Source organism: Caballeronia zhejiangensis, from assembly GCF_000698575.1.
Lineage (GTDB): Bacteria > Pseudomonadota > Gammaproteobacteria > Burkholderiales > Burkholderiaceae > Caballeronia > Caballeronia zhejiangensis.
Window position 1 is genome coordinate 229,808 of sequence record NZ_JFHD01000006.1, and the last position, 19,925, is coordinate 249,732.

At 59.3% G+C, this 19,925-nt stretch carries 13 protein-coding genes; 8 read left to right on the plus strand and 5 right to left on the minus strand.

From position 1 onward, the window contains the following. The first annotated feature begins 27 nt into the window (after positions 1–27). From BG60_RS11820 to BG60_RS11855, 8 genes are all read left to right on the plus strand, one after another. On the plus strand, positions 28–2,016 hold the full coding sequence (locus BG60_RS11820) for a glycosyltransferase family 2 protein (protein WP_241484854.1): 1,989 nt from the start codon (positions 28–30) through the stop codon (positions 2,014–2,016). A 65-nt stretch (positions 2,017–2,081) separates the two neighbouring features. Beyond that, complete coding sequence (locus BG60_RS11825) at positions 2,082–3,860, plus strand: hydrolase (RefSeq protein ID WP_034471650.1); 1,779 nt, start codon at positions 2,082–2,084, stop codon at positions 3,858–3,860. A 154-nt stretch (positions 3,861–4,014) separates the two neighbouring features. After that, on the plus strand, positions 4,015–5,700 hold the full coding sequence (locus BG60_RS11830; protein ID WP_034471652.1) for a glycosyltransferase family 4 protein: 1,686 nt from the start codon (positions 4,015–4,017) through the stop codon (positions 5,698–5,700). 62 nt (positions 5,701–5,762) lie between these two features. Further along, positions 5,763–6,704: an NAD-dependent epimerase/dehydratase family protein gene (locus tag BG60_RS11835; protein ID WP_206540327.1), complete on the plus strand. Its 942-nt coding sequence runs from the start codon at positions 5,763–5,765 to the stop codon at positions 6,702–6,704. 33 nt (positions 6,705–6,737) lie between these two features. Continuing rightward, a complete protein-coding gene (locus tag BG60_RS11840) occupies positions 6,738–7,556 on the plus strand; it encodes an ABC transporter permease (RefSeq protein WP_034471657.1) in 819 nt (272 codons plus the stop codon). A gap of 73 nt (positions 7,557–7,629) precedes the next feature. Next, a complete protein-coding gene (locus BG60_RS11845; protein ID WP_241484855.1) occupies positions 7,630–8,871 on the plus strand; it encodes an ABC transporter ATP-binding protein in 1,242 nt (413 codons plus the stop codon). Between the two features lie 71 nt (positions 8,872–8,942). Continuing rightward, positions 8,943–12,422 carry a glycosyltransferase gene (locus BG60_RS36305; protein ID WP_051996485.1) on the plus strand — a complete coding sequence of 1,160 codons (3,480 nt, stop codon included), beginning with the start codon at positions 8,943–8,945 and terminating at the stop codon, positions 12,420–12,422. Between the two features lie 9 nt (positions 12,423–12,431). Continuing rightward, entirely contained in the window at positions 12,432–13,766 is a 1,335-nt protein-coding gene (locus BG60_RS11855) for a glycosyltransferase family 4 protein (RefSeq protein ID WP_034471663.1), read from the plus strand. Between the two features lie 16 nt (positions 13,767–13,782). Here BG60_RS11855 and BG60_RS36310 read toward each other — a convergent pair whose 3' ends face one another. From BG60_RS36310 to BG60_RS11880, 5 genes are all read right to left on the minus strand, one after another. After that, complete coding sequence (locus BG60_RS36310) at positions 13,783–15,468, minus strand: acyltransferase family protein (protein WP_051996487.1); 1,686 nt, start codon at positions 15,466–15,468, stop codon at positions 13,783–13,785. An 82-nt stretch (positions 15,469–15,550) separates the two neighbouring features. Then, positions 15,551–17,854: a hypothetical protein gene (locus tag BG60_RS11865; protein WP_152563199.1), complete on the minus strand. Its 2,304-nt coding sequence runs from the start codon at positions 17,852–17,854 to the stop codon at positions 15,551–15,553. A 55-nt stretch (positions 17,855–17,909) separates the two neighbouring features. After that, positions 17,910–18,725 (minus strand): glycosyltransferase family 2 protein, encoded by an 816-nt coding sequence (locus BG60_RS11870; RefSeq protein WP_014192124.1) that lies wholly within the window; start codon positions 18,723–18,725, stop codon positions 17,910–17,912. 8 nt (positions 18,726–18,733) lie between these two features. After that, a complete protein-coding gene (locus BG60_RS11875; protein WP_014192123.1) occupies positions 18,734–19,090 on the minus strand; it encodes an EamA family transporter in 357 nt (118 codons plus the stop codon). Next, complete coding sequence (locus BG60_RS11880; protein WP_034471719.1) at positions 19,090–19,923, minus strand: sugar phosphate isomerase/epimerase family protein; 834 nt, start codon at positions 19,921–19,923, stop codon at positions 19,090–19,092. The genes BG60_RS11875 and BG60_RS11880 overlap by 1 nt, the downstream gene beginning before the upstream one ends. Positions 19,924–19,925: the final 2 nt, after the last annotated feature.

Below are 19,925 nucleotides of genomic sequence, written 5' to 3' on the forward strand. Positions count from 1 at the left end.
GATGGTCAAGAGTGAGTTGGAATCGATATGAAGCAGAAGTTGAGAGGGCTGGCGAGTTCGCGTCCGATGCGCGCTGCGTTTTCGCGGCTATCGCCGGGGTCACGCCGGATGCTGAGGAGGGCGGCGAAGGCGGCCTGGTGGGTCGCAACGCCGCACTTGATGCCGCAACGTCTGAAAATGCTCAGAATTCGCCGGCATCTGGGCGGAGTGGCGTCGGTGAATGTGCTGGGCGCGGCTGTGCAGATCAAGCCGGCGTACCTCGCGTTCAATCCGGAGCTTGGTCAAACCGCTTTGAACGCTCCGGCGCGCGATGGCCGGATTGCGTCCGATGTGGGGCGATACCGTATGGAGACCGACTGGCGGAACTTCCGCTACTCGTACGTGCCCCCGCGACGGCCCGACCAACTGCGCGAGTTGGCTACTCACCCGCTGTTCAGCATCGTGGTGCCGGCATACAACACGCCGGAACTCCTGCTGCAACGCCTCCTGGCTTCCGTTCGGGCGCAATGGTACGGGCGCTACGAACTGATCATCGTCGACGACAACAGCCCGCAGGAGGCTGCGCGCGCTGCGTTGCGGCTTGCCGCTGGCGATCGCGTCAAGGTCATCGCGCTTGACCAGAACCTTGGCATCTCGGGCGCCACGAACGCCGGGATTCGGCAGGCGTCTGGCGACTACATCGTATTCCTCGATCATGACGACGAGTTGACACCGGATTGCCTGTGGGAGCTCGCTAAGGCCGTCGACGCGACGAATGCCGACTTCATCTACAGCGACGAAGACAAGATTCTGCCTTCCGGCGAGTTTTCTCTCCCGTTTCACAAGCCGGACTGGTCGCCCGATACGATCATGAGCACGATGTTCACGTGCCATGTCTCCGCAGTGCGGCGCTCGCTCGTCGAGGAACTCGGTGGGCTGCGCAGCGAGTATGACGGGGCCCAGGACTGGGATCTCGTACTGCGGATTGCCGAGAAGACTTCGCGCATCGTGCATATCCCGAAAGTTCTGTACCACTGGCGCGTGATACCGGGCTCGGTCGCTGCTGACCTTGCCGAGAAGCCTTACGCCGTCGATGCCAGCGTGCGCGCGCGCGAAGCGGCGCTTGTACGGCGAGGCCACGCGGGTGTGCTCGAACCGCTGTCCGATTTGCCGGGGCACGCGCGAGTCAAATATGCACTGTCGGGTGCGCCGCTGATATCGATCATCATTCCGAGCCGTGACAATGGCGAAGTGCTGGCGCAGTGCATCGCGTCGATCATGAAACTCACTGCGTATCGCCACTTCGAAATCGTCGTGATGGACAACGGTTCCCGTCAGCCGCAGACGCTCGATCATCTTCGCGCGCTTGCCGAGATCAATCAGGTGACGGTGGTGCCGCATGACTTTCCGTTCAATTATTCGGAAATCAATAACGTCGGCGCGCGTCATGCTCGCGGCGAGATTCTTGTGTTTCTGAACGACGATACGGAAGTGATTTCACCCGACTGGCTTGAGCGTATGGCTGGCTACGCGCAACTGAAGCACGTCGGCGCTGTCGGAGCAAAGCTGCTGTATCCCAAATCGCGCCTCATGCAACACTGCGGCATTGTCAATCTGGCGGCAGGGCCGGGTCACGCTTTCCTCGCCGCGGATGCCTATACGCCCGTGGCCTTCGCGCGCAACATTTTGGAGTACAACTGGCTGGCTGTAACCGGCGCGTGCCTGATGATCGAGCGCTCGAAATTCGAAGCCGTTGGACGTTTCGACGAAACGTTTCCGATTGCCTACAACGATGTCGATCTCTGCTTCGGTCTGACCGAAGCGGGGTATTACAACGTACTCTGCCCGTCGGTTGAACTGATCCATCACGAATCACTGACTCGGGGCGACGACAGCCTCGATCCGCGGAAGCTCGAACGTCTGGTCTGCGAGAGGATGCGCCTCTATCAAAAGCATCCGCGGTTCTTCATGCGTGATCCGTTCCACAACCCGAATCTGTCGCCGAACGACGTACATTTTCGAATTCCTGCGGGCTGAACGCTCTAGCGGTCCCGTTCGCGCCGATGACGGCGAGTCGGGCCGCTACCGAATTGAGACAACTTATGCAACTCGATCTCCTAGTCCAACTTCGAAGAGCGGCCGAAGCCGTCGATGTCGTGTCGTTCGACGTATTCGATACCCTGTTTGTACGACCTCTTTGCGACCCAGAGGACCTTTTCGACATCATCGGCGAACGAACCGGAATCGCGTCGTTTCGCGAGCGGCGCCGGCTTGCTCAGACAAAGGCGTTTCAGGTCATGCATGCCGAGCGCAAGAAGGAGATCACGCTCGATGGCATCTATGCCTGCTTTGATGATCTGCCCTTGCCCGCCGAAGAGATCGCCGGCCTCGAATTGGCGCTCGAACTGGAACTGACCAGACCCAATCCCGAGTTGCGCACATTCTTCGACGAAATCGTCGGCACCAAGCGCGTCGTAATTACCTCGGACATGTACTTGCCCCGACACTTCTTCGAAACGCTGTTGAAGAAGTACGGCCTGGCGGAAGTGCCACTATTCATTTCATCGCACCGCAATGCGACCAAGCGGGACTGCGGCGAACTTTTCGACATCGTCGCTGCGGAATGCGACGTGACGGCCGCGCGGATTCTGCATGTCGGGGACAACGAACTGTCCGATATTCGGCGTGCGCGGGAGCGAGGTTTCGCGGCTTTTCACTACGTCGATTCTCGCCGCGCTGCGTTGCCGGCTGTCAGTACACCTGCGGCCTCCGTTGCGTTTGCCATCGGCCGAGCAATCCCCGAACTACCTGGCCCGGACCCGTTCGAGACGCTGGGTTTCCAGGTTGGTGGACCTGCCGCGCTTGCTTTCCTCCATTGGATCAAACGTGTCGCCGTGCGCGACGAGATCGATCTGGTCTTGTTCATGTCGCGCGACGGCTATGTGCTGGAGCGGATGGAAAAGCGCGGCGACGCCGGTGTGTTTCCCCGCTGTGAGTATTTCAAGAGCTCTCGTATCGCGCTCACGCTTGCGGCAACGGACGAGTCCAATTTCGAGAAGATGGTGCCGTTCCTGCTGTCGGGGGCCGAAGAACTTTCACCTTTCGAATTGCTGGAGCGAATCGGCGTTACGCCGTGGGCGGACAACGTGATGAGCGACATCGGGCTCGGACCGGAAGTGCGTCTCGGACCCGCGACGGTCGAGCGGCTTAAGACTTTCCTCTGGGCGAGCCGTTGGGAGATCCTCAAGACGTGCCGGGCCGTGCGCGCAGGACTCTTCAACTATCTGCACGAACTCGGCGTGAAGCCCGGCATGCGTGTCGCGCTGGTGGACGTGGGGTGGAATGGCACGTCCCAGGAAGCGCTCGAAACGGCACTGCGGGGCATGCTCGATATCGACTTGTACGGTTACTACCTGTGCCTGACGGATCAACCCGAATGCCTTCGGCGTAAAGCGCTATATCGTATGGATTCGATGCTGTCGCCTGAGACGTGCGGGGCGCGCGTGGCGCGCAAGGTGTACGCGAACCGGGTGGCGGTCGAGTTGTTCTTTTCGGCGCCCCATCATGCGGTGATTGGCTACGACTTCGATGCGAACGGCTCGCTACGCGTAATCGAAGATCAGGGGCGTGGCTCGACGCACCAACTCTCGGGCATCTCCGCGTCGATTCTGCGCGGCATCGAGCGATTCGGCGCTCATGCGGGCGAGTTGTTGCGACGCATCGAAGTCGATCCCGCCCCAGAGGAGCTTATCAAGCCGTTGCTTGCATTCCTCGATGACATGCCGCCTGACACGCGGCGTCTTCTCGCCTCGGTAACAAACTTCGATGCATGGGCCAGCAGCCGCAATCGTGATGTGAGCTTTGCAGAGTATCTGGACTAGCGCGCCCGCGCGCATCCGCTGGAATTCGAGAATGGCGGTGTTGGAGCGCCGTGTAAAATTTCGACGTAAATGCGCGGGACCTGAAGCAGAATGAGGGCGGACGCGAAACTGCGGTCCGGATTCGGTCATCAAGGGGCGAAGATTGAACCCAAACTTGCGTGAAGCATTCGATGCGAAGTTTTACCTGGAGACCTACGCGGACGTCGCTGCGAGCGGAATGGATCCCTGGGAGCATTACGTGCAATATGGGCGCGCTGAAGGCCGCGTTGGGAGCGCGGGAGAGCTTAGCGCCAAGGAAGCGGAGTCCTTCGATGCCGATTTCTACCTCGCTTCGAATCCGGACGTCGCGGCGGCCGCAGTCGACCCCTACGAACATTATGTGCTTTTCGGCAAAGCGGAGGGCCGCAAGGGGACGCGCGAGCAGCCTGTCACCGAGGGAAGCGAAAACCCCGAAAAGCAGCGTGCGGCGCAGAGCGGGGTGGCCGATTTCGATCCGGATTTTTATCTCGAGGCTGCTCCGGACGTCGCGGCAAGCGGCATGTCCGCGCTGGATCACTACCTGCTCTATGGTCGCGCGGAAGGGCGTGCTTCGCATCCTTTGGACGTGGCGAGCCAGTGGCGCGGCGACCGTTTCGGTTCGGCACGTCCGAAGGTGATTGTGGTCTCTCATGATGCGTCGCGCACAGGGGCTCCGGTGGTCGCGCTGAACATCTGTCAGCAGTTGTCCGCGCGGGCCGACGTCATCGCAATCTTGCTCGCGGACGGGCCGCTCACTGAAGAATTCAGGCAGGTGTGCTGTGAAACGCTTGTGCTGACTGAGCCGGAAATGCGGCATGCCGTCGTGCTGACGCGCCTCGTCCGGGATATCCGCGCGCGCGTGACAGTGGATCACGCCATCGTCAACAGCACCGAATCGCGCATGATGGTGAAGCCGCTGGCGGATCACGGCATGCGCGTGCTTTTCCTGGTGCACGAGTACGTGAGCTATATGCATTCGCGCACGAGCACGGACGAAGCCATCAATCATGCCTCGGTCGTAGTCATGTCTTCGCAGCCGGTGCTGGAGGACGCCATCAATGATGAAACGAGAAAGGCGCTCGAAAGGGCCGTTCTCCTGCGTCAGGGTAAGTCGGTCATCCCGCAAGGCGGAGCCGAATCGTCCGAATCGGCGAGTCGTCTGCGCGGCGGCATCGATGAACGCAAAGGGGCGCCGGACACAGTCGATCATGTCAAGACTTTGCTGAACTCGATCATGCCGAGGCCCCGGCTCGTGCTCGGCGCCGGCACGGTCCAGTTTCGCAAAGGTGTCGATCTGTTTTTCGCGGCAGGTGCGGCACTCAGGCGTCATGCGCCGGACGACAACACACTGTTCGTGTGGGTTGGGCACGACAGCGAAAGCGATCTTTCGTATACGGCTTGTCTGACCATGCAAATGCGCGCGCTCGAACGAGCCGGAGGGCATGCGCATCTGTTTGGGGCCACCTCGCGTCTCGAGGAGCTTTATGAGTTGGCCGACGTATTCTTTTTGTCATCCAGAATGGATCCGCTGCCCAACGTCGCGATCGACGCCATGACTGTCGGATTGCCCGTTCTGTGTTTCGAAGGCGCCGGCGGAATCGCAGAAGTTCTGGCCGATTCGACTCACGCCGATGCCAGTATCGCGCCATTCTCCGATGTCGCCGAAGTTGCGCGGCGCCTCGATGCGCTCGCTCGCGAGCCAGAGCTGCGAAAAAATATCAGCGTGGAGAACCGTCGCATCGCGCGGAATGCTTTTGATATGAACGCTTATGTCGAGCGTCTCGTCTCCCTTCTTTGGGCAGAGACGCTGACTACGATATAAAGCACCCGGGTGACGATTCAGTCGACAGATGAATCGCCGTCTCGGTTTAGTGGAGAACAAAGTTGGTTAAAGTAGAAGGTAGCTGGGGTAACCCGGCGCCAAATGTGCTCGTCATGGGGGGGAACGGATTCCTCGGACGCCACCTGGTCCGGGCGCTGCATGCACGCGGCGCCAACGTGCGCGTATTCGACCGCGGGCACGGCAGCGCGCAACTGTGCGAGGGCGTGGCCTACTATCAAGGCGATCTTGCAACGGGCGCTGGCCTGGAGCGTGCGCTCGCTGGCGTGGATGTCGTCTATCACCTGATCAGCACGACTATTCCCAGCACCTCGAATGCGAACCCGGCTTACGATGTCGAAAGCAATCTGCTGGGTACCTTGCGGCTTTTGGACACGATGAGGGCGGCCGGCGTGGACAAAATCGTGTTCACGTCGTCGGGCGGCACTGTCTATGGTAATCCGGGCGCCGTGCCGGTTCGCGAGGATGCGCCTTTGCAGCCGATTTCCTCGTATGGCATCGTAAAGGTCGCGATAGAACAATATCTGCGGCTCAACTGCGCCCTGCAGCAGTTGAACGCCACTGTTCTGCGTCTTGCCAACCCCTACGGCCCGGGCGAGACGCGTATCGGGGTGCATGGAGTGATTCCGACCTTCTTCGCGAAGACCGTTGCTAACGATCCGATCGAGATCTGGGGTGATGGCTCCGTGATACGCGATTACATCCATGTGGACGACGCGGTGGCCGCGCTCGTTCAGGCGACCGATTGGACGGGTTTCAATCTCTACAATGTGGGCAGCGGCGTGGGACACAGCCTGATCGATATCCTGGAAGTAGTCAGGAAAGTTTCCGGCATCGTCCCGAACGTCGTTTTCCATCCGTCCCGCTCGTTCGATGTGAAGGCAATCTATCTCGACATCGAACGGATTACGTCCGAAACCAACTGGCGACCCACGGTCGACCTGGAGCAGGGTTGCCGCATGTTCTGGGATGCCGTAAAGCGCTGACAGACAGCGCCCTGAATTACTTCCAATGCTCTAATGCAAAGAAACTCTATCGATCCGTTCAGCCTGCTTCGAACGTTGGCTAGAAACGGGAATCTCATCCGTCAGATGATCGTGCGCGAGATCGCGTCGCGCTATCGCGGCTCGGCTCTCGGCTTGGTCTGGTCGCTTTTCATTCCGGTGCTGATGCTTGCCATCTACACCTTTGTATTCAGCTATGTTTTCAAGGCACGCTGGCGAGTCGGCGTTGACTCGAAGACCGAATTCGCACTCGTATTGTTCGCCGGGCTGATGTTCTTCAACATGTTCGCGGACTGTGTAAACCGGGCTCCGCTCCAGATCATTTCCAATTCGAATCTGGTCAAAAAGGTGGTGTTTCCGCTCGAGATACTGCCGGTGGTGACGGTGGCAGCCTCGATGTTCCAGTTGCTGGTCAGCCTCGCAGTATGGCTGGTCTTCTACGTTGCGGTGTTCGGCGCGCCGCCACTCACGGCGCTCTGGCTTCCCGCGGTCGCACTGCCGCTCGTCCTGTTCACGCTCGGTCTGACATGGTTTCTCGCAGCGCTCGGCGTGTACCTGCGCGATGTCGCGCAGATCACCGGCGTTCTCACAACCACGCTTATGTTTCTTACGCCTATTTTTTTCCCGGCTTCGGCCGTGCCGGCACGGTTTCAGGTTCTATTCATGATCAACCCGCTGGCAGTGGTCGTCGAGCAGGCCCGCGATGTAATGATCTGGGGTAAGGCGCCGGACCCGACTATCTACGGCTGTCTGCTGGCGAGCAGCCTGCTGATCGCATGGCTCGGTTATGCATGGTTCCAGAGAACCCGAGGAGGATTCAGTGACGTTCTCTGATTCATCGATCGTCGTGGAGGGCGTCAGCAAGTGCTTCCAGATCTTCGACAAGCCGGGCGATCGCCTGCGGCAGATGTTTCATCGCAAGCGCAAGTTCTTCCGCGAATTCTGGGCGCTGCGCGATATCTCGTTTCGCATCGCGCCGGGCGAGACAGTGGGCATCGTCGGACGCAACGGTTCCGGCAAATCGACGTTGCTCCAGATGATTTGCGGCACGCTTGCTACCACTAGCGGCAATATTCAGGTAAAGGGACGCGTCGGCGCCTTGCTCGAACTCGGCTCGGGATTCAATCCGGAATTCACGGGGCGCGAGAATGTGTACATGAGCGCGGCGATTCTCGGGCTGTCCCGCGAGGAGACGGCTCATCGCTTCGACGATATCGTCGCGTTCGCAGATCTTGCTAACTTCATCGATCAGCCGGTCAAGACCTATTCAAGCGGGATGGCCGTGCGGCTCGCGTTCGCGGTTCAATCCCAGATCGACCCGGATATCCTGATCGTCGACGAAGCGCTGGCGGTCGGGGACGCACGGTTTCAGGCAAAGTGTTTCGACCGGTTGAAGCGCCTGAAAGAGAGTGGCACAAGTATTCTTCTCGTTACACATTCGAGCGATCAGATCGTCAATCACTGCACGCGGGCCATCTTGCTCGATGCCGGCCGGCTCGTCATGGAGGACGAGCCGCGTGCCGTGGTCAATCGCTACATGGATCTGCTGTTCGGGCGGGATCGCGAAGCCGCGGAAAAGAGCGCGCCTGAGTTGATCGTATCGGGCACGACGGAACACGGTACGGATCGGCTTCCGCTTAGCCTGTCGGATGATGTCTTCGCTCAAAAAGCCGCGTACAACCATCATGAGTATCGTTGGGGCGATGGCGCCGCGTCCATTCTGGATTTCTCGCTGGAGGCCGACGGGCGAGCGGACCCGCGCTTCGTGACCAGCGGGCAAACAATGCGGTTGCGGCTTTCGGTGCGCTTCAACCAAGAGGTGGTGCGCCCGATCTTCGGCGTCACGATCAAAACGAAAGAGGGGATCACGGTTGCCGGCACGAATAGCGAGTTGCTGTCGTCGGAAGTCCATACGCATGGTCTCGGCGCGCCTGGCTCCGGGGTCGTAGTCGAAATGAATTTCAGATGTACGCTTGCGACAGGCGACTACTTCATCTCTATCGGCGTAGCATCCCGTGCCGAGGAAGCCATCGTTCCGCATGACCGGCGTTATGACGCAGTTCATTTTTCCGTCGCGCCCGCTTTGAATTTCTATGGCTTGACCGATCTTGACATGACGATGGCCGTCAGCCAGGTTCACGCGTCCTGACGCGCGGCTCTTGCCGCTTCGATCCTTTTCGAACGGCTCATTCAATAGCTTTGACAGATTACCCAAGCAAAATGGACTTATCCGGCTTTTTTGATTTCGACGAATCCATCCGCGTATGGGTGGAGCGCGAGCGCAAGCCTTTCGACTACTCCGATGGCGAGGAGCAGGAGCAATACCTTCTCGACGCGGTCAGAGACGCGAGCGACGTCAGTTCGGGCTCCATGGACCTGCGCGAGAAGATGATCGATTGGCCGTCGACCTATCACCTCACACCTAGGCGAGGCAACCTGTTGCGTCCGTTCGCTTCCTGGTTCGCTGGCAAACGCGTGCTGGAGATCGGTTGCGGTTGCGGCGCCATAACGCGCTTTCTCGGCGAGGCCGGCGCCACTGTCGTTTCGGTCGAAGGCAGTCTGATGCGGGCGACGATCGCCCGCGAGCGCTGCCGCGATTTGCCTAACGTGGAGATTATCTGCGCGACCAGCGAGAAGATCGGTGTCCTGGGCGAGTTCGATGCAGTCATGCTGATCGGCGTGCTCGAATACGCACGCAAGTTCCTCGGCGTCGATGGCACGCACCGGCTGCTTTCGGATTGCGTCGCACGCCTCACGGAAGCCGGTCGCGTGTTCGTCGCCATCGAGAATCAACTGGGACTCAAGTACTTCGCAGGGGCGGCCGAAGACCACACCGGTGTGGCCATGTTCGGCATCGAGGAGCGTTATCTGCCGGAGGGCGTCGCGACATTCGGACGGAAGGAGTTAGGCAGTCACCTGGATCGCGCCAGTTTGTCGTTCCAGCAATGGTGGTATCCGTTCCCTGACTACAAGCTGCCGCTTTCCGTGCTAAGCGAAGAGGCGGTTTGCGGTCGGCTCGAAGCCGATTTCTCACCGATGATCGCGAATGCTTCCGCCGCCGATCCGCAGCGTCCGTTCTATCAGGCGTTCTCGCCCGAAAGGGCATGGGGACCGGTCTATCGCAACGAATTAGCACACGCGTTATCCAATTCGTTCCTTGCCATTGCGTCGAGACAACCGCTCGCGGGGAACGATCCGGATGCAGCGGGCTTCCACTATGCCGTCGACAGACTACCGCAGTTCACCAAAGAGCTGCAAGTCCGCAAGACGGCGCACGGCCCCTTGATGGTGACTCACCGGCCGCTGTTTGCGTCGGCTGGCGCGCGCTCGACGGGCGTCGAAAATCTTCCCGTTGCAGATGCTCCTTTCGTCGACGGGACCCATTGGCAATACAGACTCTCACTGCTGCTCTCCGAGCCTGGCTGGACGCAAACGACGTTCACCGACTGGTATATGCAATGGTTCGATGCGCTCAGGGCAAAGCTGGGCATCGCGCAAGGCGGCCTGCCCGCTCTCGACGCGCCTGTCGATGCACGTCTCGTGGACGCGCTGCCGCGCAATCTGATTCTCGACGGTGGCAAGGCTTCGTTTTTTGATCTCGAATGGAAGTACGGCGAAACAATCGAATTTGGCTACCTGCTGTTTCGGGGCGCTTATTGCTCGCTGTGGGAACTGCGCACCGTCGCCGTGCCGAAGGAAGGCACGCCCGTGCGGTTGCGCGATCTGTTCGAGGCGGCGTTGAGCTGTATCGGCCTTTCATTATCCGACGAGATTCTCAAGCGCTACGGGCGATTGGAGCATCAGTTTCAGCGCGGCACGACGGGACGTTCGACGCTCGATAGCGAGGACGTGCTGCATGCCGAATTGATCGTTACGCCCAGCATCGTCAATGAAGTCATCCGCCTCAATGGGGATTTACTCAGAAAGGATGCCGCAATTTCCACTCAGGGCGCCGAGATCCACCGACTGGAAGATCTGCTGGTCGAGAAGGAAGAGATCGTGGGCGCGCTGTCTGCGGACGTCCGGGTGCTCAACGAGCGAATCGTGGCCGAAATGGGCGCGAAGGACGACATCATCCATCGCCTGGGCGATGAGATTCACGGCTTGAATCTCCGCCTCCAGAAGGAGGATGGACGAGTCGAACGGCCAGCGGAAGTGAGCGACGGGCACGGAAAACAGGAGCGCGAGGCTGAGGAGGCGCTCCTGAACGAAGAACTCATTCGGCATCGCAAACAAGCCGAGGTGCAAGCAAACCTGATCAAAATGCAGGCTGAGCGTATCCGGCGACTTGAGCGGGATCAGCCGCATGAGCAAGTGAAGTCATTCGGCGACAGTGGCGCAAGCGCCGACGCCGAAGCGGCACAACTCCGTGAGGCGTTCGCGGCTCTCCGGCAATCCAAATGGTTCCGACTCAGGGACGCATTGACGCAACGTCCGATTTCTGGGCGGCAGATGGCGCGGGCGGGGTACCTCATCGGAGCCATGACGACGCCGGCGGTCCTCAAGCGCCCGCTATCCCGCGTGGTTTCGCAAGTCCGTGCGCTCGTTTCTCCGCCTCCAGAGCCGCCGGCGCCCCGGCTGCCGAAAGCCCCTGTCGCGCCCAAGGGAGAAGGCGCAAATGCGTATATCGTCCGGCAAAAAAAGCCCGATCTGGCAGAGCGGCCCCGGGTATTGCACGTTATCGCCAACTTCATGACCGGCGGATCATCGAAGCTGGTGGTCGACCTTATCGAAGGCCTCGGGCATCGGTATCGGCAGACCGTGCTGACGAGCTTCATTCCCACGCCGCAAGCCTACACGGGCGTCGACATCCATGCGATTTCGCAGCCTGGCGAAGCTGATCAGTTCCTTGCCTTTTTCCGTGCCCACCAACCGGAGTTCATCCATGTTCACTACTGGGGCGACTGCGATGAACCGTGGTATGCCAAGGCCTTCGACGCTGCGACCGGACTCGGCATTCCCGTGGTTCAGAACATCAACACGCCGGTTGCGCCGTTCGTGTCACCGTCCATCATTCACAATGTCTATGTCAGCAAGTACGTCGAACGGGAATTCGGTGATCCAAGGGCCAAGAACCGTGTGATCTATCCCGGTTCCGACTTCTCGCACTTTTCGCTGAAGGAGGGCGAGAAAGCTGTCGGGAAGAAGGTGGGAATGGTTTATCGCCTTGAGCGCGACAAGCTGAACGAAAGCGCGATTGTCCCATTCATTCGTGTCGCGCAGATGAATCCGAAGGCAAGCGTCCTGATCGTGGGTGGAGGCAGTTTGCTGGAGCCGTTCAAGGCATCGGTGGCCGCAGCTGGCGTCGACGCGCAGTTTGAGTTCACCGGCTATGTGCCCTATGGTGAGTTACCGGGTCTTTACCGTGACATGGCGGTTTTCGTCGCGCCCGTATGGAAGGAGAGCTTCGGGCAAGTCAGCCCGTTCGCGATGAATATGGAAGTGCCCGTCGTCGGTTATGACGTGGGCGCAATCGGCGAGATCATCAACAACGACAGCTATCTCGCTCCGGCAGCCGATGCCGAGCGTCTCGCCCAGATCATCGACAATCTGTTGCACGACGACGCAGCGCGCAGAAAGCTTGCGCTCGACCATAGAAATCGGGCGCAGCAATACTTCTCGCTCGAAGCGATGGTATCGTCATACCGTGCTCTGTATGGGGAAGTGCTCGGGGCCGACGTTACAAAACACCCAGATTGATCAATTTTCATGAAAATCGCGCTTTTCGTTCATTGCTTTTTCCCAAGGCATTTCTATGGTACGGAGACCTATACGCTGAATCTGGCACTTCGCCTGAAAGAACTTGGCCATGAACCGATCGTCGTCACCGCGATCTTCCCAGGGGAAGCACAGCAAGCCGAGTTGATCACGCACTACGAGTTCAAGGGTATCCCCGTCGTCTGCTTCGACAAGAACTACATGCCGAACCGGCGAGTAAGGGATACGTTCTATCAACCGGAGACGCGAGACGTATTCGACAAGTTACTCGACGAGATCAGACCGGATCTCGTGCACGTCACGCACCTGATCAATCACACCGCTATCTTGCTGGAGGTGCTCTGCGAGAAGGGCATTCCAACTGTTGGCACGCTCACCGACTTCTACGGTGTTTGCTTCAACAACAAACTTGAGAACGCCGCCGGTAATCTTTGCGCCGGTCCCAACCCGTCCCGCTCGAACTGCCTGGCATGCTACGGCAAGGCCGTCTCCATGCAACCCGGCAGCAGCCCTCGTTACCGTGTGTTTTCGAACGAAAAGTATGCCGAACGCGCAGCCAGTATCATCATGCGCGCTCGTGGCTTGGATCGGGTGATGCGCAGTTCGATCGGCGCGGTCATCGAAGACCTGAGAATGCGGCCAGATACCTTGCGAGAGATGTATGCCCAGTACGCCGCGCTGATCACGCCGACCGCGTTTCTGCAACACGCTTACAAGGAAAACGGATTCACGAACCCGATGCATGCCATCTGGTTTGGCACCGACATCGACCGCACGCTGAGCACCGAAAGAAGCAGAGGCAGCGTGGTGCGCTTCGGCTTCATTGGACAGATCGCACCGCACAAAGGCACGGATCTGCTGATCCGTGCTTTCAGCCGTCTGCCGAAGGGTAGTGCGACGTTAGATATTTACGGGCCGGCTGAGCAGGATCCGCGATACTTTGCGACGCTCAAGGAGATGGCGACCGAGGGCGTGAATTTCCGTGGAACGTTTCCGTCTGCCGACATGGCGCGCGTGCTGTCGCAGGTGGACGTTCTCGTCATTCCCTCGGTGTGGTACGAGAACAGTCCGCTGGTCCTGCTCGACGCGCTCGCCACCAAAACCCCGGTTATCGTTTCCGATGTCGAAGGGCTAACGGAATTCATCAGCGAGGATGAAACGGGGATGTCGTTCGAGCGTGGTTCGGTGCACGCGCTGGCGGTCGCGATGCAGCGACTGGTCCATGACCGCGGGTTCCTCGATGCGATGATCGCGAAAACCGCTTATCCACGTACCGTCCTTGATATGGTGGAGGACACGGTGAGGGTGTACCACTCTGTTGCCTAATAACGATGCGCCGCGACTACTGTCTGACTGTCACCCTAGTCATCGCGATATTCGCTGGCACTGCCGAGATTAGAAGGCGTGAAGCATTCCAGTCGGTAGCGCATCCGTTACAACTTATCGGAGCAAGCCCGTGACGATCGTATAGCGCCACTGCTACGTGCGCGACGCGCGCCAGTTCCCCCGGTTCCAGCGGTAGCGTATTCATCCACGCGTCGCCTGTATGGGCAGTACGCGCGCCGGTCTCCATCACGAAATCGCGCTGGCCGACCATCACACCGCGGCTATCGAGCAAGTGAACCGCGACGGAGTGATCAAGGCGATGCGTTGCAGTGCTTGTCCATACAAAGCGGAGTCGTTGTGGTGACGCGCGCGTGCCACCGTCGATATATACCTCAGCGAGTTGATCTCCTGTCGCAAAGGTTGCGGGTCCACTGAAAAGAATTTCAGCGATTGCGCCGTGCTCTGGGGCGCTTCGCACCGACGGCTGGATAGTGACCAATACGTAGAGGACCAACCCAAACGCGGCGAGACCAGCAACATCGCGCGGATACGTCGATCGGCTTGTCGTTGTGGGCGGCTGGCTCACGCGTCCCGGAGGACGCGGCTTGAGCAGCCGCAATGCGGGCTTCTCGACGAACCAATGTAGGAGCGCCGCGAGAAACAGTCCGCTCGCCCAATAGATCGCGGTGACTTCCCCTCGAGGCATTGCATCGAAAAGGCCTGGTGCTACCTGTCGATAAAGCAAAAAGACGGGGTGGGTCAGATAGAGCGCAAAGCTGATCTCGCCGAGAAAGACCAACACTCGCCAGTTCAACACACGAGTCGCGAAGCCCCGCGAGAAAGCGAAAGCTCCGATGAAGAGAGGAAACGTGACTAATCCGAGGCCTGTTGTTCCCAGCACGAGGCCCCATAGCGGAGCCGTCGCCGACACGTACTTTTCTAGACGATGCGATATCAGCAACGACGCTATCACCATGACTAGCGCTGTCACCTCCACGAGTGTATCGCGCGTAAAAGACGTTCGCGTCCGCCAGGCAGGTGCGTGGCGGCGATAGGCGACGGCCGTTAGCATTCCGAGAAAAAACTCAATAACTCGCGGCAACGGGTTAATGTACGCGAGAAAGTCCGCGTTCACCTCGAAGCCTGGCACCTTGAAAAGCCAGCTGGCAGCGATCCAGAAGCTTGCTGTCAACAGCGCAAGAACTGGCAGCTTCCACTTCCAATTGCGCGCAATGCCGAGCAGCAGAAACGGAAAGCATAGGTAAAAGAAAAACTCCGTCGAGATACTCCACGACACGGTGTTGTAAGCTGTGACCAGTGGCTGGTAGGGCACCCAAGCGTGTACGAGTAGCACGTACGCCGTAGTTATCCATGCCCGAAAGTGCTCCGGCAAGCCGTAGTATGAAACATTGCGAATCAGCAGCAATAGCAGGATCGTTGCCGCGATGTGGCATGGCCAGATGCGCGCGATGCGGGCGACATAGAACTGTAGGACGGAGCGACGATCGGGCAATACCGGGTGGTTATATGTGAGCACAAAGCCAGACAGGACGAAGAAAAACGAGACGCCCTGCGCAAGCGCAAGGTGACTAGTCCAGCCAATACTCAATCCGCGATCCAGGCCGTGTAACGCTACGATCATGGCGGCGGCGAAGAACCGCATCGAAGTGAGAGAGTCGATGCGGGAACTCGCGTCTTTCATCGCTTGACAGTAGGAGGTAGAAGTGGACGGAATTCAATCGTACGCGACCTGCGCCGAATAGAGATGATGCGCGCCTGCGTTGTCATGGGGCCACCTCCAACTGGACCTGGAATTGGCGGCACAAATGCAGGGCGCCTCCCTGCTGCTGTGCGAGCCCAAGCATGTATTTTCCGCGCAGATCGGACAAATCGAGTTTCGATTCGAAGCCTGATTCCGTTAGCGACGCGTGACCGTACGCCGTTGCGACGTCCGGACGGTGTTGGAGGTGCGTCGGCGCAAACCTGATTTGTCCAAAAGAGTCAGTGACTGTAACGAATGTGCGATCAGTAAGGCGCCCGTCGGATGCCGAGGCGGCCAACCATCCTTGCAAGCGGAGGATACCTGATGCGCGGATGGATGCAGGAATCGGGTTCTGCTCGTTCGATGCGTCGATGGAGCCGTCGCAGTTCAGCGGTTCCGCGTACTCGACGCCGGACGGCAGGGCGACGGGCCGATCGAACGGCTGGAGCTTAAATTGCTTGATCGGCACCTCAATCCATTGAGCGTCGAATGTTGGCGTTAGGTAACCGGAGTTCGGCGTTTCAAGCTTCACCGCCGTCACTGTCACTCCTTGCCACGAGAAGCCGTTTGGCAGCGGCGACACCCAGATGCCGCTTTCTGCGTTCAGAATGTTCGCTCGATAGACGCGTTCCTCGCCGGTCGACAGGCGATAGTGGATCAGTACGAGACCGCCACGAAATAACATGTTCTTCAACCGGCCGCGCAGCGTGAACCGAAGTTGCGGCTTTAGCTTAACGACGCCCTCGACATTTTTCGGTATCTCTAGCCATTCGCCGAAGCGCACATCTCGGATATTGCTCAGCGGTTCTTCCGCGTAACGCACATGCTTGTCGTTCGCTTCCAATAGTGTAGCGGGTATGCCGCGAGTGGTCTTGAACATCTCGACAGGATGGTAGTTCAGCAATATGGTGCTTGACGTCAGTGGATCCTCGTTCAACGCCAGCTTGCCGTCAAAGCCATCGAACGGATTGCACTCCGCGTTTCCACATGCAATTCCTGCCGTCCATAATACAAAACGCGGACGGCCAGATGACTCGAAGAACTCCTCGTTCATTGCGTCCAATTTCGGTGTCAACGTCATGTAGTTCTGGAACACCGGGCGATGCACGTAGTTCAGTCCGTTTGCAAAGGCGTACTCATTGTGGTACGGATAGACGTCGATGGACTGTTTGCCGATGCGCGCTAGGACCGGGTCGCTAAGCTTGAACTGCGGATAGACGCTCGCCATTCGGGCGTCGTATGGCGTGTCGAAGTTGACCGCGGGCCGCAGTGGGCGGTGCACCGGCCCGCCCGGATAGCTTGGCGAGACGCACATCACGTATAGGGCTGCGACCGAAACAACAAATAGCAGCCGGCCAAGGCGTCCTCCGTCGAACAACATCAGGCAGCAAACAACCGCCATCGGCACGACGAAGTATGCAATGTAGTGATCCGTGCGGCTGAATCCTAGCTTGAACAAAACGAGGAATAGTGCGTCGATGGGTAAGAGTAGTGCAGGACGGCGCAGCACCCCAAAAAGGTTCAGCGCTAGCGCGACACACCCTGCCGCGACGAACGTTTTCGTACTGTTCGTCACCTGCAGCGTCATGTCGACCGAGTTGCCGAAACTCAACTGGCTGTTGATTATAAGATACTGCGCAAGGCTGGCCGGATGATGAAAGATTACGAGCCCAATGAACACGTAACCGAGGACGCCGCCCACCGTCAGCATTGCCAACTCGTCGATGCGTCGTCGCCGTAGTGCGCGCCCGAAGAAATAGGCGCCGAAAGTCAGCGTTGCGACGGTCCCGTAAAAGAAGCGCATGTAAAGTGCGACGCTGACAAGCACACCAAGCACGAACAACATGAGTCGGCTAAGCGTGCGCGGCGTCGGCTCTGCGTAGTGCAACCACGCCACGAGTGAGAGCGGCCACATGAAGAGTGCAACGTTGACGATCGGACTGCCGAAGAACAGTACATATGTCACGCCGAACAACAGAAGCGCCCGACGCCGCGCAGCGACGGCAACCAGCGCAGCCCAGAATATGCCGTTAATCGCGCACACAAGTGCTATCGACGTCCAGTATGCAAGGGCGCTGTACATCGACGTGGTACCGCCGGTCAGCCAAAAGAGCGGTCCGTAGCTGAACAGGAAGTCCTGGTCGCCCCGAAACATTTGATTGGTAAGATTAACCCACTGTTCGACGTTGCTGTTGGAACCGGAAGTGGTCGGAAATCTGAGTTGCCCGAAGACAACTACGACGACGAGTCCGAAGACAAGCAACTCAATCGCGTAACGATGTCTCAACCAGGGCGTTGCGGCAGGAGATACGGCGTTGCTGTTCATAACGTTGTGACGACGGTGGAGGCGCGACGGGTGGCGCGGGGCGCCACCCATGCGATCAGTTGTTGTAGTGGCCGAGGCAGACCCGGAATAGCACTTTTAGCACCGTCAAGTTGCCTCGTACCGCGCTGATTTTTGTCGGGACTTCACCCTTCGGGTAACGGCGCGAAGTGGCCAGCTCGACACAGCGATATCCCAGCTTGGGGGCGCGGTAGGACAGATAGAAAAGCAACTCATACGACGAGAAGACGTCACGGAAGATGGCGAGCCGTGGGTCTAATAACATGCGCCGGCTGTATGCACGGAAACCCTGAGTCGTGTCAGTCCAGCGGAAGCCGGACGCGATACTCAAAAGCGGCGCGTGCACGAGGCGGATAGCGATGTAGCGCGAAAGCGGCGTATTCTCCGCGACGCCGCCCGGTAAGAAACGTGACGCCTGAACGAAGTCATACTCATTCGAAAGCGCCTCGATGAAGCGAGGAATTGTGTCGGGATCGTCCTTGTCGTTGCCGTCGATCGTGACGATATACTCATAACCCTGATCCAACACAAACGCATACGCGCAGCGCAATTGCGCGCTCAATTTGCCGGGCGCGGTCTTCCGCAGCAGTCCCCGCACGTTCTGGCTGCGCAGGAAGTCCTCGGCTAGCGAGCCGTCAGTGCTGCCGCCGTCGACGATGACAATATCGGCGCGGTCGTCGATCTTCAACGCATGCATGCGCACCAGAAGGTTGCGGATGCGTTCGCCTTCGTTGATCACCGGAATGACGACGCACGCCTTGTGGCAGCGTCCAAGCCACATGAGCGTACTGAAGGCCGGTACCTGCCAGGTCGAGCGGTCGTCGCGCAGGGGCGAATCGGAAGTTGTGTTCATTGATGTACTTAAGCTACACGCAGGGTCAGCAGAACCACGCCGGTCACGATGAAGCAAATGCCTGCGCCGGTCGTCCAGTGAAACGGCTCGCGGAAAATCAGCACCGAACTCAGTGCGACGGTCGCGATCGCGCCTGAAGTCAGAACGGGGTGAGCGACGTTCAGCGGCAGCCGCGCGAGCGCCGCCGCGTACAGCAGGAACGCCGCGCCATATAGCCCCAGGCCGAGCCAGAACGGCCAGTTGGTCAACGCGGCCATCGGATCGGCAGGCGACGGGAATTTCCGAGGCGGAAGCATCGCGAACTTGACGAGTACGCTGGCCGCCGCGTTGGAACCGATGCCCAACGCAAGAATGATCCACTTCATTAGCGCGCTCCGGCTCCTGTGCCGCGGTAATGCGAAATCGTCGTCCTGAGCGCGCGCTCGATCGAGACGTCGTGCGGCTCGTCTTTCGTCGCGATCATTTCGATGGTGACAATGTGATCCGGCAAATGCTCGCGAACGGCGGTCGCAAGGGCGTCGTGGTCGCCGTCGCCGTCGCCAACGGGAACCAAGTCCGGCTCGCTCAAGTGCACATGGCCGATTGCCCTCGCGCACTCACGCACGATCGTCGCCGGGTCTTCCCCGTTGATCGTAATCGCGCCGGTGTCGAGCTGCATCCTGATGGCCGGATGCGCGACCTGATTCACAATGCTCAGCGTCTCTAGGCTGGTCGTCATGAAGTTCGCACCGTAACGCGGCGGATTCGGCTCCAGACAGACGATGACGCCCTGTTCGGCGGCGATGTCGCCGAGACGGCCGAAGAACGGCAAGGCGATGTCGAGCACATCCGCATCCGAGATTCCCACGCGGTCGCGATTCTTCGGCGAGCCGAATACGAGGCGCGTAGCTCCGACGCCGCCGCCGATCCGGCACACCGCGGCGAGATGCGCGAGCATCGCTTCGCGGCTGGCCGTATCGCCGAAGAGATTGAGTCCCGAGGTGCCGAAGAGGAGCGACTGCATGCCGACGAGTTCGAATCCGCGGTTCGCCCACCAGTTCTTCACGCGTGCCATGTCGCCGGCGGTGGCCTTTGCCGGGTGGGGAAAGTATTTGCCCGGCGCGATGTCGATGGCGTCCACGCCGTGACGCGCGCAGAGCGCGGCCAGCGTTTGGTCTTCAGCGACGTCCCAGGCAATATTCGATACGGATATTCTCACGC